Origin of the sequence: Caballeronia sp. AZ7_KS35, from assembly GCF_023631045.1 — a bacterium.
Classification (GTDB): Bacteria; Pseudomonadota; Gammaproteobacteria; order Burkholderiales; family Burkholderiaceae; genus Caballeronia; species Caballeronia zhejiangensis.
Genome location: NZ_JALQDV010000039.1, coordinates 1 through 23,185, shown reverse-complemented (window position 1 = coordinate 23,185; position 23,185 = coordinate 1). Strand labels below are relative to the sequence as shown.

17 protein-coding genes and 2 pseudogenes are annotated in these 23,185 nt (G+C 65.7%); 13 read left to right on the top strand and 6 right to left on the bottom strand.

Going from position 1 to position 23,185, the window contains the following annotated elements:
* Positions 1 to 136: 136 nt before the first annotated feature.
* Positions 137 to 1,729 (top strand): galactarate dehydratase, encoded by a 1,593-nt coding sequence (garD, locus tag NCT05_RS24170; protein WP_250436816.1) that lies wholly within the window; start codon positions 137 to 139, stop codon positions 1,727 to 1,729.
* Positions 1,730 to 1,893: 164 nt separating this feature from the next.
* Positions 1,894 to 3,105, top strand: coding sequence for an MFS transporter (locus tag NCT05_RS24165; protein WP_250503341.1), 1,212 nt, complete (start codon positions 1,894 to 1,896; stop codon positions 3,103 to 3,105).
* On the opposite strand, the gene NCT05_RS24160 is transcribed toward NCT05_RS24165, so the two are convergent.
* A complete protein-coding gene (locus NCT05_RS24160) occupies positions 3,091 to 3,903 on the bottom strand; it encodes an SDR family NAD(P)-dependent oxidoreductase (protein WP_250503340.1) in 813 nt (270 codons plus the stop codon). The genes NCT05_RS24165 and NCT05_RS24160 overlap by 15 nt on opposite strands.
* Before the next feature lie 118 nt (positions 3,904 to 4,021).
* On the opposite strand from NCT05_RS24160, the gene NCT05_RS24155 reads away from it, so the two are divergent.
* The gene (locus NCT05_RS24155; protein ID WP_250436924.1) at positions 4,022 to 4,969 is read left to right on the top strand and encodes a GlxA family transcriptional regulator; all 948 of its coding nucleotides are present in this window, start codon (positions 4,022 to 4,024) and stop codon (positions 4,967 to 4,969) included.
* A 21-nt stretch (positions 4,970 to 4,990) separates the two neighbouring features.
* Complete coding sequence (locus NCT05_RS24150) at positions 4,991 to 6,223, top strand: Zn-dependent hydrolase (protein ID WP_175981200.1); 1,233 nt, start codon at positions 4,991 to 4,993, stop codon at positions 6,221 to 6,223.
* Here the strand turns inward: NCT05_RS24150 and NCT05_RS24145 are convergent.
* The 4 genes from NCT05_RS24145 to NCT05_RS24130 are packed head-to-tail and all read right to left on the bottom strand — an operon-like array spanning position 6,220 to position 9,398.
* Positions 6,220 to 6,777, bottom strand: a complete 558-nt coding sequence (locus tag NCT05_RS24145; RefSeq protein WP_175981198.1) for an RBBP9/YdeN family alpha/beta hydrolase — start codon at positions 6,775 to 6,777, stop codon at positions 6,220 to 6,222. The genes NCT05_RS24150 and NCT05_RS24145 overlap by 4 nt on opposite strands.
* Before the next feature lie 11 nt (positions 6,778 to 6,788).
* Entirely contained in the window at positions 6,789 to 7,637 is an 849-nt protein-coding gene (locus NCT05_RS24140; protein ID WP_008348529.1) for a TauD/TfdA dioxygenase family protein, read from the bottom strand.
* 10 nt (positions 7,638 to 7,647) lie between these two features.
* A complete protein-coding gene (locus NCT05_RS24135; RefSeq protein WP_175981196.1) occupies positions 7,648 to 8,628 on the bottom strand; it encodes a quinone oxidoreductase family protein in 981 nt (326 codons plus the stop codon).
* Positions 8,629 to 8,666: 38 nt separating this feature from the next.
* Positions 8,667 to 9,398 carry a universal stress protein gene (locus NCT05_RS24130; protein ID WP_008348524.1) on the bottom strand — a complete coding sequence of 244 codons (732 nt, stop codon included), beginning with the start codon at positions 9,396 to 9,398 and terminating at the stop codon, positions 8,667 to 8,669.
* A 136-nt stretch (positions 9,399 to 9,534) separates the two neighbouring features.
* Here NCT05_RS24130 and NCT05_RS24125 point away from each other — a divergent pair, with 136 nt between their 5' ends.
* From NCT05_RS24125 to NCT05_RS24115, 3 genes are all read left to right on the top strand, one after another.
* On the top strand, positions 9,535 to 12,210 hold the full coding sequence (locus tag NCT05_RS24125) for a winged helix-turn-helix domain-containing protein (RefSeq protein WP_250503339.1): 2,676 nt from the start codon (positions 9,535 to 9,537) through the stop codon (positions 12,208 to 12,210).
* Between the two features lie 162 nt (positions 12,211 to 12,372).
* Entirely contained in the window at positions 12,373 to 13,497 is a 1,125-nt protein-coding gene (locus NCT05_RS24120; RefSeq protein WP_175981191.1) for a porin, read from the top strand.
* A gap of 16 nt (positions 13,498 to 13,513) precedes the next feature.
* Positions 13,514 to 15,190, top strand: a complete 1,677-nt coding sequence (locus NCT05_RS24115; protein WP_250503338.1) for a fatty acid--CoA ligase — start codon at positions 13,514 to 13,516, stop codon at positions 15,188 to 15,190.
* Here the strand turns inward: NCT05_RS24115 and NCT05_RS24110 are convergent.
* Positions 15,172 to 16,908 (bottom strand): SulP family inorganic anion transporter, encoded by a 1,737-nt coding sequence (locus tag NCT05_RS24110; protein WP_250503337.1) that lies wholly within the window; start codon positions 16,906 to 16,908, stop codon positions 15,172 to 15,174. The two genes, NCT05_RS24115 and NCT05_RS24110, sit on opposite strands and share 19 nt — an antisense overlap.
* 196 nt (positions 16,909 to 17,104) lie before the next feature.
* On the opposite strand from NCT05_RS24110, the gene glgX reads away from it, so the two are divergent.
* The 6 genes and pseudogenes from glgX to NCT05_RS24085 form a co-directional block, all read left to right on the top strand.
* The gene (gene glgX / locus NCT05_RS24105; RefSeq protein ID WP_250503336.1) at positions 17,105 to 19,204 is read left to right on the top strand and encodes a glycogen debranching protein GlgX; all 2,100 of its coding nucleotides are present in this window, start codon (positions 17,105 to 17,107) and stop codon (positions 19,202 to 19,204) included.
* Between the two features lie 89 nt (positions 19,205 to 19,293).
* Positions 19,294 to 20,883, top strand: a complete 1,590-nt coding sequence (locus NCT05_RS24100; RefSeq protein ID WP_250503335.1) for an aspartate-alanine antiporter-like transporter — start codon at positions 19,294 to 19,296, stop codon at positions 20,881 to 20,883.
* Positions 20,884 to 20,925: 42 nt separating this feature from the next.
* Positions 20,926 to 21,921 (top strand): 2-hydroxyacid dehydrogenase, encoded by a 996-nt coding sequence (locus NCT05_RS24095; protein ID WP_008348512.1) that lies wholly within the window; start codon positions 20,926 to 20,928, stop codon positions 21,919 to 21,921.
* 10 nt (positions 21,922 to 21,931) lie between these two features.
* The gene (locus NCT05_RS24090; protein WP_008348510.1) at positions 21,932 to 22,603 is read left to right on the top strand and encodes a VIT1/CCC1 transporter family protein; all 672 of its coding nucleotides are present in this window, start codon (positions 21,932 to 21,934) and stop codon (positions 22,601 to 22,603) included.
* 88 nt (positions 22,604 to 22,691) lie between these two features.
* Positions 22,692 to 22,919 (top strand): annotated as a pseudogene (locus NCT05_RS37035) (DUF2950 family protein); the annotation flags it as partial.
* 21 nt (positions 22,920 to 22,940) lie between these two features.
* Positions 22,941 to 23,185: pseudogene (locus NCT05_RS24085) on the top strand (hypothetical protein); the annotation flags it as partial.

Below are 23,185 nucleotides of genomic sequence, written 5' to 3'. Positions count from 1 at the left end.
TGACGTCAGACAATCTATTTACGCGTGCAAAATCAATGGATACGGGTAAATACTAACCAATTGTGATTGTCTATGTTGTAGGATGACATAACTCAAGCCGCAGCCGCGCGGTATGTTTGCTCAAGGATTCGTCAGAATGAATCAGTCCCCTCTCTATATTCGCGTCCACCCGGACGACAACGTCGCGATCGTCGTGAACGACGGCGGTCTCGGCGAAGGCGCCACGTTCGCCGATGGCCTCGTGCTGCGCGAACGCGTGCCGCAGGGCCACAAGGTCGCGCTGAAGGATCTCGCGGAAGGCGATGCGGTCATCCGCTACAACGTCGTGATCGGCTATGCGACGAAGGCGCTCCCGAAGGGAAGCTGGATCAACGAGCACGTCACGCGCATGCCGACGCCGCCCGAGCTGCACGACCTGCCGATTGCGACGATCAAGGCGCCGGACGAATCGCCGCTGGAAGGCTTCACGTTCGAGGGTTATCGGAACGCCGACGGCTCGGTCGGCACGCGCAACATCCTCGCGATCACGACGACGGTGCAATGCGTCGCGGACGTCGTGCAGCACGCCGTGACGCGCATCAAGGCGGAACTGCTGCCGCGGTATCCGAATGTCGATGACGTCGTGAGCCTCGGTCACACATACGGCTGCGGCGTGGCCATCGACGCGCCCGACGCGATGGTGCCGATCCGCACGGTGCGCAACATCGCGCTGAATCCGAACTTCGGCGGCGAAGTGATGATGGTGTCGCTCGGCTGCGAGAAGCTCCAACCGGAACGCCTGATGCCGCCGGGCACGATTCCGATCGCGGCGGCATCGGCGGAAACGGAAGACGTGGCCGATATCGGCGACAACACGCACGACGACAACGGCGGCACGGTCGTGTTGCAGGACGAGGCGCACGTCGGCTTCGGCTCGATGATCGAGTCGATCATGCGGATGGCCGAGACGCATCTGAAGCGCCTCAACAATCGCCGTCGCGAGACGTGTTCGGCGGCGGATCTCGTCGTCGGCGTGCAGTGCGGCGGCAGCGATGCGTTTTCCGGGCTGACGGCGAATCCGGCGGTCGGTTTCGCGACCGATCTGCTGGTGCGCGCGGGCGCGACCGTCATGTTCTCGGAGGTCACGGAAGTGCGTGACGGCGTCGCGCAACTGACGGCGCGCGCGGCGAACCGTGAGGTGGCGCAGGCGATCATCCGCGAGATGCAGTGGTACGACGATTATCTGAAGCGCGGCGGCGCGGACCGCAGCGCGAACACGACGCCGGGCAACAAGAAGGGCGGGCTGTCGAACATCGTCGAGAAGGCGATGGGTTCCATCGTCAAGTCGGGGTCATCGACGATTTCGGGCGTGCTGTCGCCGGGCGAGAAGGTGAAGCAGAAGGGTCTGATTTACGCGGCGACGCCTGCGAGCGATTTCATCTGCGGCACGCTGCAGCTCGCGGCGGGCATCAACCTTCATGTCTTCACGACGGGGCGCGGCACGCCGTACAGCCTCGCCGAAGTGCCGGTGCTGAAGGTCGCGACGCGCTCCGATCTCGCGCGCCGCTGGCACGATCTGATGGACGTGAACGCGGGAACCATCGCGACGGGCGAGGCGACCATCGCCGATGTGGGCTGGGAACTGTTCCGGCTGATGCTCGATGTCGCGAGCGGGAAGAAGCAGACGAAGGCCGAGGCGTTGAAGCTGCACAACGCGCTTGTGTTGTTCAATCCGGCGCCGGTGACGTGATTCGATGCGCGCTCGCCGGAAACGAAATCGCCCCGCTTTGAGCGGGGCGATTTTTTTTGCGGGCGCGGTGTGAGGCGGATGAGCGAGCGGAATGCGCGATCGGACCGCCACGCTGGGCCATTCTTTGGCACGATGACATCGAATCGATGACACGAATCGAGCCCATGCCATCTCCTTTCGCCACACCGCGCCCGCCGATCCCACGCACCGTCTGGGCGCTCGGCCTCGTCAGCCTGTTCATGGACCTGTCCTCCGAGCTGGTGCATGCGCTTCTACCGATCTACCTCGTGACGACCATGGGCATGAGCGTCACCGCACTCGGCGCGCTGGAAGGCGCAGCCGAAGCAACCGCGATGATCGTGAAAGTCTTTTCGGGCGCGCTGAGCGACTGGCTCGGACGCCGCAAGGGCCTGCTGCTCTTCGGCTACGGCCTCGCGGCATTGACAAAGCCGCTGTTCCCCCTCGCCGAAACGCCCGCGCTGGTCGTGGCCGCGCGTCTCGTCGATCGCTTCGGCAAGGGCATTCGCGGCGCGCCGCGCGATGCGCTGGTCGCGGATGTCGCGCCGCCGGAAATCCGTGGCGCCGCTTTCGGCCTGCGGCAGTCGATGGACACGATCGGCGCGTTCGCCGGGCCGTTGCTCGCCATCGTGCTGATGCTCGCGTTCTCCGATCACATCCGCACGGTGCTCTGGTTCGCGACGGTGCCGGCGTTCATCGCCGTCATCATCATTCTGTTCGGCGTGCGTGAGCCGGAAAGCGCGTCCGCACGAGGCGAGAGCTTCCGCTCGCCGCTGCACTGGCGGTCGATGCGCGAGTTTTCTGGGCGCTACTGGTATGTCGTCGCGATCGGCGCGACCTTCACGCTCGCGCGCTTCAGCGAGGCGTTCTTGGTACTGCGCGCGCAGCAGACAGGACTCGATATCGGGTGGATTCCCGCCGTGATGGTCGTGATGAGCCTCGCGTATTCGGCGAGCGCGTATCCGGCGGGCGTGCTGTCCGATCGATGGGACCGGCGCGCGTTGCTCGCCTGCGGCCTGGCGCTGCTGATCGCGGCCGATGTGCTGCTCGGCGCGGGATCGTCGATGCTCACGCTGTTCGCGGGCGTCGCCTTGTGGGGACTGCACATGGGCTTCACGCAAGGCATTCTCGCGGCGATGGTCGCCGAATCCGCGCCGCCTTCCCTGCGCGGCACCGCATTCGGCGTGTTCAATCTCGCGAGCGGCGTCTGCATGGTGCTGGCGAGCGCGATCGCCGGATGGATCTGGGATCGCCATGGCGCGCCGGCGACCTTCTACACCGGCGCCGCGCTCGCGCTGATACCGCTCGTCATGTGCTTCGCGCCACGGCGAGCGGATTCCGCGTCACGAAAGGCTTGAAGCGCCCGATACATACCGTGCAGCCGGCTTGTTCGCCGACAACTCCGGCGCCATCGCCTGCCGCGCCGCTTCGTACGCGTCCCACTTCGCGCCGTCGTGCAGCGACGGAATCGTCACGAGCTCATCGCGATCGAAGCCGACGAGCGCCGCATCGACCATATCGCCCGCCGACATCACGATCGCCTTGTCGAGATTCTCGATCGGCAGGCCGCCCGTTTCCCAAAAGTCGGTGGCCGTCGCGCCGGGCAGCACGGCCTGCACGCGCACGCCCTTGCCCGCCAGTTCGCGATGCAGCGACTGGCTGAACGCGAGCACGAACGCCTTGGTGCCGCCATACACGCCGTTGAGGATCTCCGGCGCAATGCTGACGATCGACGCAATGTTGATGATCGCGCCACGGCCTCGCGCGACGAAGCCGGGCACCGCCGCGTAAGCGAGGCGCGTGAGCGCGGTCACGTTGAGATCGATCATGCGCGTCATCGCGTCGACGTCGCTGTCGAGCAAAGGCGTATGCGTGCCGATGCCCGCGTTGTTCACGAGCAGCGTGATGCTCGCGTCATTCTTCAGCTTCGCTTCGACAGTGGCGAGCGCGCTGCGGTCGTTCAGATCGGCATCGAGAATCTCGACGCTGCGGCGCGTCTCGTTCGTGATGCGTTCGGCGAGCGCCGCGAGCTTGTCGCGATTGCGCGCGACGAGAATGAGGTCGTAGCCGCGCCGCGCGAGGCGGTCCGCATAGACCGCGCCGATTCCGGAAGACGCGCCCGTGACGAGCGCGGTGCCGAGGTGTGTCTGCGTCATGTTTCACTCCGTCAGAAAACAAGTGGTTGATTGCGTGAGTGAATTCTGGCCGGATTTGACCGTGACGCAAATGACGTATAGGGTAGTGATTCGTGACATCGCGCGGCAGGAAAACGACATGCACCGCATCGGCTATTTATTGAGCGACGGCTTCCAGATCATGGCGCTCGCCTCGCAGACGGTTTTCGAAATGGCGAACGACGTATCGGGCGAGGCGTTCTACGGCATCGAAAATTATTCGACGGCGGGCGGCGAAGTGCGCTCGTCGCTCGGCATGAAGATCGACACGCGAGCGATCACCGCGCGCACGCAGATGGACACCTGGATCGCCGTCGGCGTCACCACGCCGCTCACGATCGCGCCGCCCGCCGACGTGTTCGCGTTCCTGCGCCGCGCGGCGAAGCGCACGCGGCGTATCGCGGGCATCTGCACGGGCGCATTCGTGCTGGCCGGAGCGGGCCTGCTCGCGAATCGCCGCGCGACCACGCATTGGGCCTACGCGCGCGACATGCAGCGGCTTTATCCCGATGTGCAAGTGGAAGAAGACCGCATCTTCATTGTCGATGGCCCGGTCTGGACGTCGGCGGGCATGACCGCGGGGCTCGATCTCGCGCTCGCGATGGTCGAGAAGGATCTCGGCGCCGATATCGCCCGTTCGGTCGCGCACAAGCTCGTCATGCATCAGCGTCGCGCGGGCGGGCAGTCGCAGCATTCGGAAATGCTCGATCTCGCGCCGAAGTCCGATCGCATCCAGAATGCGCTGAACTATGCGCGCAAGAATCTGAACCGGCCGCTGACGGTCGAGGAGCTCGCGGGCGAGGCGCATCTGAGCCCGCGTCAGTTCAGCCGCGTCTTCACGCTGGAGACGGGGCAGTCGCCGGCGAAAGCCATCGAAGGATTGCGGCTCGAAGCGGCGCGTCTGATGATCGAGAAAAGCCGGCATTCGCTCGAAACGATCGCGCAGGAAACGGGCTTCAGGGACCGCCGTCACATGCGCGAAGCATTCATGCGCGGCTTCGGCGTGCCGCCGCAGGAAGTGCGGCGCGAGGCGCGCACTCAAACGTAACGACTACATCAAGGACAAACAGTGCTGAAGATCAATCCCGCCCGCCTGCTCGACGACCTCCGTCATCTGCGCACGTTCGGCGCAACCGGTCCGGGCGTCGTGCGCCTCTCGCTGTCATCGGTCGATATGGACGCGCGCCGCTGGCTCGCGGGCCGCATGAACGAAGCGGGACTCGCCGCGACGATCGACGGCGTCGGCACCGTGTTCGGCCGCTCGCGCAACGCCGGCCCGGCGCTTTTGATCGGCTCGCACACCGACACGCAACCGACCGGCGGCTGGCTCGACGGCGCGCTCGGCGTCATTTACGGCCTCGAAATCGCGCGGGCGCTCGCCGAATGCGAAACGACGCGTCATTTCGCGGTGGACGTCGCATCGTGGATCGACGAGGAAGGCACGTTCTCGGGCTTTCTCGGCAGCCGCAGTTTCGTCGGCGAAGCCGTCGATGAAGCCCTGCGCCACGCGCGCAATCGCGAAGGCGTCCTGCTCGGCGATGCGCTCGCGCAAGCCGGACTCATCGGCGCGGCGCGCGTGCGTATCGACAGGGCGCGGCACAAGGCGTATCTGGAACCGCACATCGAGCAGGGCGGACGGCTGGAGGCGCACGGCAAGTCGATCGGCGTGGTGACGACGATCGTCGGCATACGCGAGCTGAAGCTGCGCTTCACCGGGCAGCGCAATCACGCGGGCACGACGCCGATGTCGATCCGGCGCGATGCGGGCGCGGCGCTCGTTGCGTTCATCGCGCGCATGGACGAAGCGTTTCGCGCGATCGCCGATGCCGATACCGTCTGGACCGTCGGGCGCATCGAGCTCGATCCGGGTTCGTTCAGCGTGGTGCCGGGCGCGGCGGACATGTATCTGCAATTCCGCGACGCCAGCGCGGAGCGTTTGCGCGCGATGGAAGCCGCGCTCGCCGCGCTGATCCGCGACTTCAATGCCGAAGGGAAAATCGGTGTCGCGATGACGGACAGCGAGCCGCCCGAAGCGCCCGTCGTGATGGACGCCGCCTTGCAGGCGCATATCGCGGAGGCCGCCGAAGCGCTCGCGCCGGGTCAGTGGGAACGCATGCCGAGCGGCGCGTCGCACGATGCGCAGGTGATCGCGCATCATGTGCCGGCGTGCATGCTGTTCGTGCCGAGCATCGGCGGAGTGAGTCACGATTTCATCGAGGACACGGCGGAGTCGCACATCGTGCTCGGCTGCGAAGTGGCGGCGCGGGCAGCGGCGAATATCCTCGCGAGCTTGTCGGCTTAACGCTCGGTGATCTCCGCGATGTATCGCCCGGCGTCGCGCCAGAGGCCGAATCCCGACGCCGGATTCATGTGCCCGACGCGGCCGAGATCGGCGAGCCGCGCGCCCCAGTCGTGCGCCATGCCGGCGACGCGTTCGAAGCGCGCGAGCGGATCGTCATGGCTCGCCGCGACGACGCACGGAAACGGCAGGCGTTCGCGCGGCGTGGGCAGCCATCCGTGCAGCTCGAGTTCATCGACTGACGGATAGCCTTCCGGCAGCGGCGAATCGAAATCGGGCGGCGTGACGAAGAGCGCGCCCTGAATCTCGCGACGATGCCGCTGCGCCCAGTGCACGGAAATCATCACGCCGGCGCTGTGCGCGACGAGCACGACCGGTCCGTCGATCTGCGCGAGCGCCGCGTCGAGCGCGGCGACCCGCGCGCTCCGATCGAGCTTGTCGCGTTGCAGCGGCGGCACGGTACGCACGTTGTCATGCGCGTTGGCGTAATGCGTCTGCCAGTGGTCCTCGACGTGATCGCGCAGGCCGGGGACCATGAGTATCGTCGGTGCGTTCATGCGTCGATCCATCAGAAGGGCACGTCGCCGATGATCCCCGCGCGCTCCATCTTGCGATGACACGGCGGATAGTCCATCACCGCGTAATGCTGCGTGCTGCGGTTGTCCCAGATGGCGATGCTGTTCTTCTTCCAGCGCCAGCGCACCTGATATTCCGGGATATACGCCTGGCTCAGCAGATACGCGAGCAACTGCCCCGCGCCGGGATTCGCGTCCTGCCCGAAGCGCACGCGCTCCGGCGTGTGATAGTTGGTGAAGTGCGTCGCGAAGGCGTTGACGAACAGCACCTTCTCGCCCGTTTCCGGATGCGTGCGCACGACGGGATGCTCGGCATCGGGAAACTGCGCCTTCAGCGCGAGGCGTTTCTCGATAGGCATCGCCGCACCGAAACTCGCCTCGATGCTGTGCCGCGCGCGCAAATCCGCGATCTGTTCCTTGACGTGCGCGGGCAGCTTCTCATACGCGAGCACCATGTTCGCCCACATCGTGTCGCCGCCGACGGGCGGCGTTTCCACGCAGCGCAGCACGCAGCCGAAGGGCGGCGCGACGCGCCAGGTCGCGTCCGTGTGCCACGCGTTTTCGTAGCGGTCGTTCGGCTGATCGGGCGACTTGTAGATACGCACGAGCCCCGGATGGTCCGGATCGCTTCCCGCGACCGGATGATCCTCCAGTTCGCCGAAGCGCCGCGCGAACGCGACGTGCTCCGCGCGCGTGATTTCCTGATCGCGCAGAAAAAGCACGCGATGCGCGAGCAACGCGGCGCGGATTTCGGCGAAGAGGGCGTCGTCGTGAATGGCGTCGGCGAGATTGACGTCGGTGAGTTCCGCGCCGATCGCGCAAGTAAGTTGTTCGATACGCATGAATGTCTCCTCAGACGACGAACACGGACGAACCCGTGGTCTTGCGCGCTTCGAGATCGCGATGAGCGTCCGCCGCGTCGCGCAGTGCATAGCGCTGGTTGATCTCGATGCGAATGCGCCCGCTCGCGACGTGATCGAAGAGTTCGGCGGCGAGCGCATTCTTCTCGGCCGGATCGGCGATGTAATCCGCGAGCGCCGGGCGCGTCAGATAGAGCGAGCCTTTCATCGCGAGCAATTGCGGATCGAACGGCGGAATCGGACCCGATGCGGTGCCGACGCACACCATCAGACCGCGGCGCGCGAGCGAATCGAGCGATGCGTTGAAAGTGGTCTTGCCGACGCTGTCGAATACCGCGTTCACGCCCTTGCCATCGGTCAGTTCGCGCACGCGCGCGGCCACGTCCTCGCGGCTGTAGTCGATCGTGTGCGCCACGCCATGCTCGCGCGCCACGCGCGCTTTCTCTTCGCTCGATACCGTGCCGATCACCGTCACGCCGAGCAGCTTCGCCCATTGCGACACGATCAGCCCGACGCCGCCCGCCGCCGCGTGCAAAAGCAGCGTGTCGCCACGCTCGAAGCGGCGGATGCGCGTCATCAGATAGGCGGCGGTGAGGCCGCGCATCGTCATGGCGGCGGCGCGCGTGCAGTCGATCGCATCGGGCAGCTTGACGAGCGGCGCGGCGGAAATGATGCGCTCCGTGCTGTACGCGCCGAGCGTGTTGATGAAACCAGTGTAGGTCACGCGATCGCCTTCCTTCAGATGCGTGACGTTCGCGCCGACCTTCTCGACGACGCCCGCCGCTTCGACGCCCATGCCCGAAGGCAGCGGCACCGGATAGAGGCCCGAGCGGAAATACGTGTCCGCGAAATTGAGCCCGACGGCCTCGTGACGCAGACGGACCTCCAACGGGCCGGGTTCGCCCACGGCGACTTCTTCCCAGCGCAACACTTCCGGACCGCCGGTTTCGTGAAAGCGGATTGCATGTGCCATTGTTTCGTCTCCTTGAGTCTCTGTTTCCTGTATGGCGTTCAGCGCGCGAGCGCGTTCCAGTCGGCGTCGCGCAGATAGCGGCGCGCGGCCGGCAGCACGACGCCTTCGATGCGTCCCATGCGTTCGCACGCGAAGCGCGCGCTCGCAAGCAATGTGTCGTCGATGACCTCCCCATTCGCGATCGATGCCGCGACGCGCGCGAGCAGCGCCGCTTCGCGTTCGGCGAGGCGCGCGAGTTCGTCGAGTTCGGCATCGAGCGTCGATGTGCGCTCGCGCAATGCCGTGGTCAGCGCGGTTTCTTCGTGATGTGTTTCGCGAAGACGCTCGATCGTCCGCGCATCGGGTCGCGAAGTGCGCAATGCATCGTCGTAAGCGTCCGAGCGCATCCGATGCACGGCGAGCAGCGCGCCCGCCGCCTTCGTGACCATCGGGCGCGCGTCGCTCGGCGCGATCAGCACGGCCACGCCCGGCAAGGGCGGCACCGCGCTGCCTTGCGCGATGCACACGAGGTCGTAATCGTTCGCCGCCGCCGAATCGATGCCCTGCACGCCGAGCACCGTCGCCGGCACGCCGTGCGCGCGAGCGGCGGCTTCGGCGCGGGCGAGGGCGGCCGCGATCCGGCGATGCTGCGCCGCATCGTCGCTCGCGCCCGCATGCAGGCTGACGAACGTGATGCGTGCGCCGAGCGAGCGCGCGAGCTCGGCCGCATGGCCAGTCGCCTCGACGCTGGCGTCGTTGCGCTCGACGGGCACGAGCAGATGTCGGTACATGGTGATCCTTCGGTTTCAATTGCACGGTTGATCGAATCGTAGTGCGGGCGGCGGCCGAGCGCCCCTCTCGCGGCGGGAGGGGCTTGACGCACGCGCGCGATCCGAACCATCCTAGATGGAAGACAAAAAATTACCGATGCCCACCGACTCCCCATCCACCGAGCTCGTTCTGAAGACGATGGCGCCGCGCGCGCCGTCCGGGCTGCTCGCGCGCGCCCGTTTGAACGCCGACACCGCACGCAGCCAGATCGTGCTCGTGCAGGCCGGCGCGGGTTACGGCAAGACGTCGCTGCTCGCGCAATGGCGGCGCGAGTTTCTGGCGCACGGCGCGGCGGTCGCGTGGCTGCTCGCCGACGATCGCGACGACGCGGAGCGCTTCCTGCGCGCGCTCGTCCACGCGATCCGGACATGCTGCGCGCGGCCCTCGTTCGGGCGTCTCATCGCGGAAAATCCGGGCGTGCCCGCCGGCGCGTTCGATCTCGCCACCGCGTGGCTGGCCGAGCTTGCGCAGCTATCGCTCGATGTCGTGCTGATCGTCGACGAAGCCGATCGTCTGCCGGAACCCGGCGCGCAACTGCTCGATTACGTGATGCACAACGCGCCGCAGAATCTGCGCATCGTCGCGGCGGGCCGGCAGGGGCTCGACAAGCCCGCGGCGGAACTGCTCGCCTACGGACAGGCCGAACTCGTCGCGCCGGACGCGCTGCGTTTTCGCGTCGATGAAACCATCGCGCTCGTCACGCAGCGTTTCGGCGCGCGCGTCGACGCCGATGCCGCCGCGCGCCTCTTCGAAATCACCGGCGGCTGGCCGCTCGGCCTGCAACTCGCGCTCACCGCGATGGCGCGCGCGCAGGACCCGCGCACGGCGCTCGACAATCTCGCGGCGGGCCCGCGCGGCTTGCGCGAACCGCTCGTCGCGGCGCTGTTGAGCGAGCTGTCATCCGCCGATGAACGCCTGCTCGTCGACATCAGCGTCGTGGACGTGCTGCATCCCGACTTGTGCGAAGCCCTGACCGGCGACGCCGACGCGCCGCAACGCCTCGCACGTCTCACGCGCGATACGCCCGTCTTCGTGACGGCGGAGGAGAGCGACTGGTGCCGCCTGCATCCGCTCGTGCGCGACGTGCTGCAGACGCGCTTTGCCGCGCTCGCGGACGATGCGCGCGCGGAACTGCATCGGCGCGCGGCCCGCTGGCTCGGCGCGCGCGGCATGCTCGAACAGGCGGCGCGCCACGCGCATGCGGCGGGCGAGCGCGAACATGCGTACGAACTCGCGGAGCAGTCGCTGCACGACGCCGTGAAGCAAGGCCAGCTCGGCACCGTGCTCGAGTGGCTGGAACGTCTGCCGGAAGCGGAACTGGAAAAGCGTCCGCGCCTGTGTCTGGCGGTCGCGTGGGCGCTCGCGCTGGGCGAACGTCATCACGAGGCGCAGCGTCAGGTCGAGCGCGTGCTTGCATCGCCGGGTGCGGACGACGCCTTGCGTTACGAATGCGCGTTGATCCTGAGCGCGGCCGCGTGGTACGCCGACGATCCCGACCGCTTCCTGAAGCTTTTCGAGCCGTGGGCGCAGACGCCGCCGCCCAAGGACTCGTGGCTCGCGCAGTCGCATGCGAACCGCCTCGCCGCCCGCGCGATGCTGCTCGGCGAGCCGGCGCAGGCGCGGCGTCTGCAACAGGCGGTGACGCGCGCGCAGATCGGCAAGGGGCTCGGCTATGTCGTGCGCTGGGGCGATCACATGGTCGGCCTGACGTGGCTTCAGGAAGGACAGGTGAAGCTCGCCGAAAGCGTCCTGCTGCCCGCGCTCGCGAGCGCCGAAGAAGACCTCGGGCGGCGTCATCCGCTGACGTGCATGTTCGCGGCGACGTGCGCGTCGATCGCGTATGAGGACGATCGCATCGACGAGGCCGCCGCGCTGCTCGCCAACCGTCTCGACGTGCTCGAACGCGCGGCGTTGCCGGAGACCGTCGTGCTCGCATATCGCACGGCGGCGCGCATCGCGGCGTTGCGCGGCGACGAGCATCGCGCGCTCGATCTGCTCGAAATGCTTTACACGATGGGCGTCGCGCGCAATCTGCCGCGTCTTTGCGTGACGAGCCTCGCGGAGCAGGTGAGCGCGCATGCGGGACGCTATCGCGCGCAGACCTGCGATGCGCTCGTCGAGCGTATCGACGCGATCGTCGATGAACACATCGCCACGCGCGGGCCGATCTGGAGCCGCTCCGTGCAGATGCTGCAGACGATGGCGCACGGCGGCGCGGCGCTCGCGCGTCAGGACTGGCCGGCTGCGGTCGAACCGCTCGCGCGCGCGGAACAGATCGCCGCGACGATGAAGCGCGGACGCGAGCGCATCGAGCTGATGGCGTTGCGCGCGTTCGCCCAGGAACGCGCGACGGGCGACGGCCACGCGCCGTTTCTCGAAGCGCTGAACCTCGCGCGCACGTATCACCTCGGGCGCGTGTTGATCGACGCGCATCCCGGTCTCGCCGACTGGGCGCGGCGCGTGAGCGAAGCGGGCGGCGTGGATGCCGGCGAGCGCCCGGTCGTGCCGCCGCATGTCGTGCGCGTGCCGCCGCGTTCGGGCGAAGGCGGGCCGCGCGCGTTGCCGAGCGTGATCCTCACGCCGAAGGAGCGCGAGATTCTCGAACTGCTCGCGCGCACCTTGAGCAACAAGGAAATCGCGCTCGCGGCGGCGGTCGGCGAGGGCACCGTCAAGTGGCATCTGAAGAATCTCTTCGGCAAGCTCGACGCCAGTTCGCGCAAGCACGCGGTGCGCCGCGCCATCGCGCTCGGCCTGCTCGAAGGCGTGCAATAGCGCCTTTTTCAAGCGTTTTCAGCAGGGTTTTCCCGCCTCTCTCGCAATCCCTACCCCTCTCTCCGTGAGAGGGGTTCGGCACTTGGCCGATGCGTATTCTTGCCTCCTGACGCCGCGACCCTATCGGTGCGCGGCGCATCCAGAACAAGATCAGGAGACTCGATGAAGCTCAGATTCGCCACTGCCGCAGGGCTCGTGCTGGCCGCCGGCGGCGCGCATGCGCAATCCACCGTGACGCTCTATGGCGTGCTCGACGCCGGCCTCATGTATCAGAGCACGTCGGCGGCGAGCTTCGCGCGCAACGCGCGGGACACGGGGAAGGTGTATCGCTTCAAGGACGGCGGCATCTATTCGAGCGTCTGGGGCCTGAAGGCCAGCGAAGATCTCGGCGGCGGCTACTTCATCAACGTGAAGCTGCAAGGCTCGTTCGATTCGGGCACCGGCAAGACCGGCCTCTCCGATACGCCCGGCGCCACCGCGATGTTCAATCAATACGCGACGATCGGCGTGTCCGGCCCGTTCGGCACCTTCAACGCGGGCCGCCAGATCGTGCCGATGATCTGGGCGATGTACGACACCGACGTGCGCCGCGCGCAGTATTTCGGCAGCGTGCTGACCGCATGGCTCGGCATGAACACGGCGGCCGGCTGGCCCGGCACGAGCACCAACGGCTCGATCGGCGCGCTCTACGACAGCAACGCGCTCGTGTATCAGTCGCCGACGTATGCGGGTTTGTCGGCATCGCTCGAATATGCGCCCGGCGGCGTGGCGGGACAGTTTCAGGGCGGCACGCGCGAATCGGCGGTGCTGAAGTACTCGAACTTCGGCTTGACGCTGACGGCTGTCTACTACAACGGCCACGACGCGAATCCCGCGCCCGGCTCCGTGCCCACCGGACTCAACAACAATCGCATGATGTATTTCGGCGGCCTGTACACGACGCACGGCTTCTCGATCTCGATGTCCTACGCGAACGGCAAGAACCCCGCCGATTCGGATCGCGCGAACTTCGACATGTACTCGGGCGGTCTTGGCTATCGCTTCGCGCCCAATCTCAACGTGACGACCGGCGTCTACTACATCAAGGACAAGAACCAGTCGTCGAATCACTCGCTGGAATTCGCGATCGGCGCGGAATACAACCTGTCGAAGCGCACGCTCGCGTATGCCGAAGTCGGCCACGTCGACAACAACGGCACGATGAACCAGATGATCGCCTACGGCCAGCCGACCGCGCCGGGCAAGTCGACGACCGCGGCCATGCTCGGCCTGCGCCACAACTTCTGAATATTTGGAGACAAGGATGCAAGACACGTATTTCGACCCGCACGCCGCGCCCGACGCGTATTCGTACCCGTTGCTCATCAAGCAGTTGCTGCACACGCCGCTCGCGAATTCGCCGGATCAGGAGATCGTCTATCGCGGCGCGGTGCGGCAGTCGTATCGCACGATGACGGAGCGCGTCGCGCGCCTCGCGAATGCCCTCGACGCGCTCGGCGCGAAGCATGGCAGCACCGTCGCGATGATGGACTGGGACACCCATCGCTATCTCGAATGCTATTTCGCCGTGCCGATGATGGGCGCGGTCCTGCAATCGGTGAACGTGCGGCTTTCGCAGGACGAGATTCTGTACACGCTCAATCATGCGGGCGCGGACATGCTGATCGTGCATACCGATTTCCTGCCGGTGATCGACGCGATCAGAACGCGCCTCGAAACCGTGCGTACTTTCATCTGGATCGATGAGCAAGGCGTCGCGGTTCCGGAGCACGGCATCGGGTTCGCGCGCGAATACGAAGCGATGCTCGCCGCCGCCGATCCCGTGCGCGAGTTTCCCGATTTCGACGAGAACACGCGCGCCACGACGTTCTACACGACCGGCACGACCGGCAAGCCCAAGGGCGTGTACTTTTCGCATCGCCAGCTCGTGCTGCATACGATTGCCGGAATGGCCGCGCTCGCGAGCCCGGCGAGCGGCCAGCGCTTTCATCGCGGCGATGTCTACATGCCGCTCACGCCGATGTTCCATGTGCACGCGTGGGGCATGCCCTACATCGCGACGATGCTCGGCGTGAAGCAGGTGTACCCCGGCCGCTATGTGCCGCAGAACATCATGCGTCTGATCGAGGAAGAAGGCGTGACGTTCTCGCATTGCGTCGGCACGATCCTGCATATGCTTCTGACGTGCCCGGATGCCGAAGCCGTCGATTTGCGCCGATGGAAGGTCGTGATCGGCGGCGGCGCGCTGACCGAAGGACTCGCGCGCGCGGCGCTCGGACGCGGCATCGACGTGTTCTCGGGATACGGCATGTCGGAGAGCGGTCCGCTGCTGAGTCTCGCGCAATTGCCCCCGCACGCGGACACGCTCCACGCCGACGAGCAAGTGCGCCTGCGTTGCACGACGGGCCGCGCGATTCCGCTCGTCGACTTGCGCATCGTCGACGACGAACTGCGCGAAGCGCCGCGCGATGGCCGCACGTGCGGCGAGATCGTCGCGCGCGCGCCGTGGCTCACGCAAGGCTATCTGAAGAATCACGAGGCATCCGCGACGTTGTGGGAAGGCGGCGCGCTGCATACGCAGGACATCGGCAACGTCGATGCCGACGGCTATCTGCGCATCACCGATCGCGCGAAGGACGTCATCAAGTCGGGCGGGGAATGGGTGTCGTCGCTCGAAGTCGAAAGCCTGATCTCGCAGTTGCCGGGCGTGGCCGAGGTCGCGGTGATCGGCGTGCCCGATGCGAAGTGGGGCGAACGCCCGCTCGCGCTCGTCGTGCAGAAGCCGGATTGCGCGGCGCCGATCACGGAGGAAATGATCACGCGATATCTGCGCGGCATCGCCGAAACCGGACGCATCTCGCGCTATGCGGTGCCGCGCGACGTGCGCTTCATCGACGCGATCAGCAAGACGAGCGTCGGCAAGATCGACAAGAAGACGCTCCGGGCGCGCTTCGCCGACATTCAGGCGGCGGGCGTCTGACAGGCGAGCCAGGCGTCGACGGCGCTGCCTATCGTCGGATGAAAGCACGCATCGGGAAAGATCGGCGTCAGTTCGAAGCGCCTGAGCTTGTCGCGAACCGGGTCTTTCATCTCGGCGAAATGCAGCGCGATGCCGCGTTCCTGCAACGCGCGATGCAGTTCGCGCAGCATGTCGGCGGACGTGACATCGACGCTCGTGACCGGCTCGGCCGTCACGACGACGCGTTTGACTTGCGTCGGCGCCTGCTTCACCGCTTCGAGCACGCGCTGCTGGAACAGCTCGGCGTTCGCGAAGAAAAGCGGCGCGTCCCAGCGGAACAGCAGCAGGCCCGGAACCTGTTCCGCTTGCGGGTATCGCATCGTGTCGTGATAACCGCGCAGTCCTTCCACGCGCCCGAGCACGGCGTAATGCGGCCGCCATCCATCCCATAGAAATTCGATGACCGCGATCACCACGGCGATGCAGATGCCGGGAATCGCACCGAACACCGCCACGCCGGCGAAGCAGCAGATCGACAGCCAGAACTCCCATTGCTGAATGCGATAGATGCGCTTCAGATCCCTGAACTCGAATAGTCCGATGGCCGCGGCAATCACGACGGCCGCGAGCGCGCTGCTCGGCAGATGACGCAGCAGATTCGGCCCGGCGAGCAGCACGGCCGCCACCGCCACCGCGCCGACGATGCCCGTCACCTGCGTGCGCGCGCCCGCCGCTTCCGCGACAGGCGTGCGCGACGAACTGCTGCTGACCGGGAAGCCCTGAAACAGACCGGTCGCGAGATTGGCGACGCCGAGCGCGATCATCTCCTGATTCGGATCGACGCGCGTATTGGCGCGCGCCGCGAAGGTGCGGGACAGCACGCTGGTATCGGCGAAAGCGATGAGCGCGACCGCGCAGCCGCCGAGCACGATGCGCACGAAATCGGCATCGCTCAGCCACGGCAGCGAGAACGCGGGCAGTCCTTGCGGGATGGTCCCGAGCACTTTCACGCCGCGCTGGTCGAGATGGAACACGCTCACGCATAGCGTCGCGAGCACGACGGCGATGAGAATGCCCGGCACCTTGTCGAAGCGCTTGAGCAGGAGAATGAGCGCGAGGCTCGCCGCGCCGACGGCGAAGCTGTACCAGTTCGACTGGCCAGCGGCGATGCCTTTGGCGAGAGTCGCGAGATCGCGCAACGGCCCGTGATCTTCGATGGATATCGCAAAGAGCTTCGGCAACTGGCTGATCAGCACGGTCAGCGCGATGCCGTTCATATAGCCGTAGCGAATCGGCTTCGAGAGCAACTCGGTGACGAAGCCGAGCTTGAGCAAGCCGAAAACGACGCACACCATACCGGAGACGATCGCCATCATGCCCGCGACGGCGATCGCGCGCGACGGATCGCCGGATGCGCTCAGCACGACGACCGCGAGCACGGGCGCGGCGAGCGCGGAATCGGGGCCGAGCACGAGAATGCGGCTCGGGCCGAAGATCGCGTAGGCGAGTAGCGGGACGATCGTCGCATAGAGGCCGCACACGCCCGGCACGCCCGACGCCTGCGCATATGCGACGCCGACGGGCACGAGCATCGTCGTCAGCACGAGTCCGGCGATGATGTCGTTCTTCAGCCACCCCACGCGATAGTCGCGCAGCAACGCGATCAACGGCACATGACGCGACCAGCCTTGCACGCCGCCGCCGCTCGAGCCTTCTTGTAACGTTTGTTCGGATGGCATGACCGATTCCACGCAACGTGTGCACTGATTCCGTTGTAGCCGGAATCCGAATGGGGTCAAGCGGATGAAACGATCCGACAGAAATATTGAAACGCTTAACACCCGCCGATGCGACGCGCGCCCGAGCCGTCCACTTGTAATCCGCGACGCCTCACATATCCTTGCTCAGTGTGACGAAGCGAAGCGGGAGACGACCATGAGCGATGTTCCTGCAGTCGCGCACGATCACGCGGGCTATCGCACGCGGACCGGCTCGCGCTTCCCGCTCGGCGCGACGGTCATGCCGGGCGGCGTCAACTTCTGCGCGTTCTGCCGGCGCGCGACGCGCGTCGAACTATTGCTGTACGCATCGGAAGAGAGCGTCGAACCGTTTCGGGTCATCGCGCTCACGAGCGAAACGAACCGCACGTATTTCTTCTGGCATGTGTTCGTCGAAGATCTGCCGCTGCGTTGCTGCTATACGTGGCGCGCATACGGCCCGCTCGACGTGCCCCAGATGAGCGACGAAGCCGCGAGCCGGAAGGAACTGCTCGATCCGCAAGCGCGCGGCGTGAGCGACCGCTTCTACGATCGCGCGCAGGCCGCCGCTGTGCACGCCGCCGAACACGCGTCGCTCAGAGGCATCGTGACGGAGCCGTTGAATCGGCCCGTCGACGACGTGGACATCCGCACCCTCGACGACGCGATCATCTACGAACTGCATGTCGGCGGCTTCACGCGGCATGCGTCGAGCGGCGTGCGTCATCCGGGCACGTTCGCAGGTCTCATCGAAAAGATTCCCTATCTGAAGGCGCTCGGCGTCACGCATGTCGAACTGCTTCCCGTGATGGCCTTCGACGAACAGGACCTTCCCGCCTTCGCCGCCGAGCGCGGACTTCGCAACTATTGGGGCTACAGCACATATGGCTTCTATAGCCCGCATCCGCGCTATTGCGTCGAGCCCGCGCGGGCGCCGCAGGAATTCCGCGAACTCGTCGACGCATTGCACGCGGCGGACATTCGCGTGCTGCTCGATGTCGTGTTCAATCACACGTCGGAGGCGGGCAACAACGGCCCGCTGATCCACTTCAAGGTCTTCGCCAACGACGCCTTCTATCAGTCCGACCCGAACGATTCGCGGCGATACCTCGATTACACGGGCTGCGGCAATACGGTCAATTGCAATCATCCGCTGGTGTCGGCGTTCATCATGCGTTGCCTCGAATACTGGGTGCGCGAACTCGGCGTCGACGGCTTTCGCTTCGATCTCGCGAGCGTCTTTGCTCGCGGCGAGCACGGCGAATTGCTGCGCACGCCGCCGTTACCCTGGGCGATGGAAGCATCGCCGATCCTCGCGCGCGTGCCGTTGATCGCCGAAGCCTGGGATGCGGGCGGCCTTTATCACGTCGGCACGTTCCCCGGCATGGACTGGTCCGAGTGGAACGGGCGTTATCGCGACGCGATCCGGCGCTTCGTGCGCGGCGAGCCGGGCGTCGTCGGCGAAGTGTGCACGCGCATCGCGGGCAGCGCGGACCTCTACGAGGACGATGGCCGGCTGCCCGCGAACAGCATCAACTTCGTGACGTGCCATGACGGCTTTACGCTCGCCGATCTCGTCAGCTACGACGCGAAGCACAACGAGGCGAACGGCGAGGACAACCGAGACGGCAGCAACGACAATCTGTCGTGGAATTGCGGCGCGGAAGGCGAGACGGACGATCCCGCGATCATCCAACTGCGGCTTCGGCAGGCGCGCAACTTCATCGCGATCCTGCTGCTGAGCCAAGGTGTGCCGATGCTTCTCGCCGGCGACGAGCTCCTGCGCAGCCAGCGCGGCAACAACAACGCGTTCTGTCAGGACAACGCGCTTTCGTGGATGGACTGGCAACTTTCCGACGACGCGCGCGACATGTTGCGTTTCACGCGCGAGATGATCGCGCTGCGCAAGCGTCACGCGAGCCTGCGCCGCCGACGCTTTCTGACGGGACGTCCGGCGAACGGACAGACGCATCCCGATGTCGCATGGCACGGCGAACGTCTCGATGCGCCCGCGTGGCACGACCCCGGCGCGCGCTTCGTGGCGTTCACGCTCGCGGGCCACGCGCCGGGCGAGCCGATGCTGCACATCGTCCTCAACATGAACGACGATGCGCGCGAGGCCGCGCTGCCGGCGGTGGACAATTCGAGCTGGCTGCGCGTCGTCGATACATCTGCCGAATCGCCGAACGACATTGTTCCGAATGTCGAAACGGCGCTCGTCGAGCGCGGTGCGTGCCGCGTCGAGGCGCGCAGCGTCGTCGTGCTTCAGTCCCGTTGAATGCGCACGGCGGTGCTGGACTGTGCGACGCAAAGCGCCTTTAATGTTCGTGTACTGCCGAGTTGCTTTGTCCACCCACAGGAGGCGGCATGGATGCAGTCAGAACCTTCCTCGAGAATCAGTCGTTGTTCGCGCTTTTTCTGACGATCGCGCTGGGCTATCTGATCGGTGAAATCAACATCAAAGGCGTGGCCCTCGGCTCCGGCGCGGTGCTGTTCGTCGGGCTCGCAATCGGCGCGTTCGCGCCGAAGTCCGCACCGCCGCCGTTGCTCGGCACGCTGGGGCTGCTGCTGTTCCTATACGGCATCGGCATTCAGTACGGCGCGCAGTTCTTTCGCGGACTGACGAGCCGCGAGGGCATGAAGGCGAACATCGCCGCGTGCGTCGGCGTGATCGTCGCGGGCCTCGTGGCGTGCGGCTTCATCCACTTCGGCATCAAGCTCGCCGATGCGCTCGGCATGTTCGCCGGCAGCGGAACCAGCACGGCGAGCCTGCAGGTCGCGATCGCATCGATGAAAAGCAACGATGCGGCCGTCGCGTACAGCATTTCCTATCCGTTCGGCGTCGCCGGGCCGATCCTGCTCATCTATCTGCTCAACGTTGCGCTGAAGATAAAGATTCAGAAGCCGCCCGCGAAGATACTCGAAACGGCCGAAATCGCGCTGCGAAACGCGGGCCTCATCGGCCTCAGGTTGTCGGAGCTGTCGAGCCGGCTGCCCTCGGGCGTGGCGATCGCGGCGGTGCGGCGCGCGCATCACAATCAGTTGCCCGCCGCCGACCTCACGCTGCGCGCTGACGACGTGCTGCTCGCCACGAGCACCGATCGCCGTCTGCTCGAAGAAGCCGCCGCGCTCTGCGGCGAAATGCAGCCGGGCCGCATGACGAGCCATCGCGAGGACCTCGACTACATGCGCGTGTTCGCGTCGAATCCGGCGGTCGTCGGCATGGCGCTCGGCGACATCCGCTTTCCCGATGGCGTGAACTGCGCCATTGCGCACGTGCGGCGCGGCGACGCGGACATGCTCTCGACGCCCGATCTCATCCTCGAAGCGGGCGATCGCGTCGGGCTGCTCGTCAATCGCGCGCATCAGGCGACCATGCGGACGTTCTTCGGCGATTCGATCAAGGGCACGGCGGACCTGAGCTTCATCTGCCTCGGCATCGGCGCGGCGCTGGGCTTGCTTGCCGGCGCGATTCCGCTGCCGATTCCCGGCCTCGGCGCGTTCAGTCTTGGTCTCGCCGCGCTGCTCCTGGTCGCGCTGTGTCTCGGCAAGGCGCGCCGCAACGGGCCGTTCGTCTGGGTGATGCCGCTGTCCGCGAATCTCGTCTTGCGCAATCTCGGCCTCACGATTTTTCTCGCGCAAGTGGGCATTTCGTGCGGGCCGAAGTTCGTCGACACCGTTGGCACCGCCGGGCCGATTCTGCTCGTCTTCAGCATCATCACGGTATTCGTGCTCGTGGCGGTCACGGCGATATGCTGCCTGTGGATTTTCAGGCTGCCGTTCGACACGTCGATCGGCGTGATCTGCGGCGCGACCGGCAATCCGGCGATCCTCGCGTTCGCGAACCGCGTCGCGCCGACGGATCAGCCGGACATCATGTACGCGATGATTTTTCCGTCGATGACCATCGTCAAGGTGTTATTCGTGCAGATCGCCATATCGCTGGCCGCGGGTTAGGCTCTTGACCGGCCCGTCAATACAATTTTCAAGGAGTGCATCATGGAAGTGGCGATCTATAGTTCGACCCCTTACGAGCGTCAGTACATCGACCAGGCGAACAAGAAGGAAAACCACAAGCTCCGGTACCACGACATGTCGCTCGACATGGACACCGTCGAGCTCGCGGCGGGCTACGGCGCGGTCTGCATCTTCGTCAACGATACGGCGAATGCCGAAGTGCTCGAAGCGCTGCACAAAGGCGGCACGCGTCTCGTGGCGCTGCGCTGCACCGGCTTCAACAACGTCGATCTCGCGGCCGCCGCGAAGCTCGGCATCAAGGTGGTTCGCGTCGTCAACTATTCGCCGAACTCGGTCGCGGAGCACGCGGTCGCGCTCTTGCTCGCGATCAATCGCAAAGTGCATCGCGCATACAACCGCACGCGCGATTCGAACTTCTCGCTCGACGGCCTCATCGGTTTCGATCTGTACGGCAAAACCGTCGCGGTCGTGGGAACGGGCAAGATCGGCTGCGTGTTCGCGAAGATCATGCAGGGCTTCGGCTGCAACGTGATCGGCTACGATCCGTATCCGTCGAAACAGTTCGAGGCGCTCGGGTTGCGTTACGCGACGTCCGGCGAGATCGGCGAGAAGGCGGACATCGTCGCGCTCTTTTGCCCGCTGACGCCAGAGACGCATCACATCATCAACGCGGAATCGCTCAAGCGTTCGAAGCACGGCGCGTTGCTCGTCAATACGAGCCGCGGCGGACTGATCGACACCGAAGCGGTGATCGAAGCGCTGAAGACGGGACAACTGGGCGGCCTCGCAATCGACGTCTACGAACAGGAAGCCGATCTCTTCTTCCGCGATCTCTCGAGCGAAATCATCACCGACGACGTTTTCCAGCGGCTCGTGTCGTTTCCGAATGTGATCGTGACGGGGCATCAGGCTTATCTGACGCGCGAAGCGTTGACGACGATCTGCGAAACCACGCTGCAGAGCATCACGGCTTTCGAGAACAATCAACCCCTGGAAAACGAGGTGAAGGTCGGATAGCCGCGCGCTCATGCACGAGGAGACTTCGCCGGGCAAACGCACGCGAGCGCCGGTGCTCGACACCGTCGATCGCGTGTCGGAGCTGTGCTTCGGCCTCTTCATGGCGCTGACGTTTGTCGGCACGGTATCGGCGGCGACGGGCGGCGAGGCGGCGGGACACAAGATGCTCTACACGGCGCTCGGCTGCAATCTCGCGTGGGGTCTCGCCGATGCCGTCATGTATCTCGTTCGCACGATCGCGGACCGCGCGCGCAGGCACGCGCTCGCGCTTGCGATCCAGCGCGAGCGCGACGCGGCGGCGGGCGTGCGCATGTTGCGCGAGAGAGTATCCGCGACGCTCGATCCGTTCATCTCCGACGACGATCTCGAATCCATCCGCAAGCGCATCGCCGCGAGCGACAGCCTGCCGGAACGCGCGCGCTTCGTGCGCGACGATTTTCTCGCGGCGCTGGGCATCTTCATCATCATCGTACTGTCGACCTTTCCGGTCGCCGCGCCTTTTGTTCTCGTCAAGCACGTTCCGACCGCGCTCTTCATATCGCGCGTGCTCACGCTCGCGATGCTGTTTTGCTGCGGCTTCGCGCTGGGCGGTTATGCGGGTTGGCGCGGCTGGAAAGCCGGTCTCGCGATGATGGCGCTCGGCGTGCTTCTGACGATGGCGATCATCGCTTTAGGCGGGTAATTAAAAGCCCGAGTCGTTCGACAAATCAGCGAACAAACACCTATGCGGCGATTCTTGAATTCGCCAGGACGTTCGCATATCTTCGAATATGCATGTTTTTCGCGGCGCTGCGTCCGGCGCGCATCAAGCTACAAACGGCAACACGAGAATACAAATTTGCTGTTCTGGTCAGAGGTTCTTCACGCGTTCGCTTCCTGAATCCGGAGTGGTCTGTATTGCAGACTATCGCGTGCAATCCGGCGCAAGCGGCGCGATGACTTTCATTGTCAATAACGACGGCGTCGTGTATCAAAAGAATCTTGAATCGCCAACTCTGGAAATCAGGCAAGGAGTCGCCATGAATGCAACGAGATTGCGTGCCGGCTGCGCCATCGTGATCGCCGTGATGGCGCTCGACGCCATTGCGCAGAGCAAGCCGATCGCTTATCCGGCCAAGGGACAGAGCGCGCAGAAGCAGCAAAGCGACGACGGCGCGTGCTACAGCTGGGCGAAGAGCAACACGGGCATCGACCCGGCGACGGCATCGGCGGCGCCGCCACCGCAAGGCGGACCGGCTGTGGGCGGCGGCGAGCGCGTCGGCGG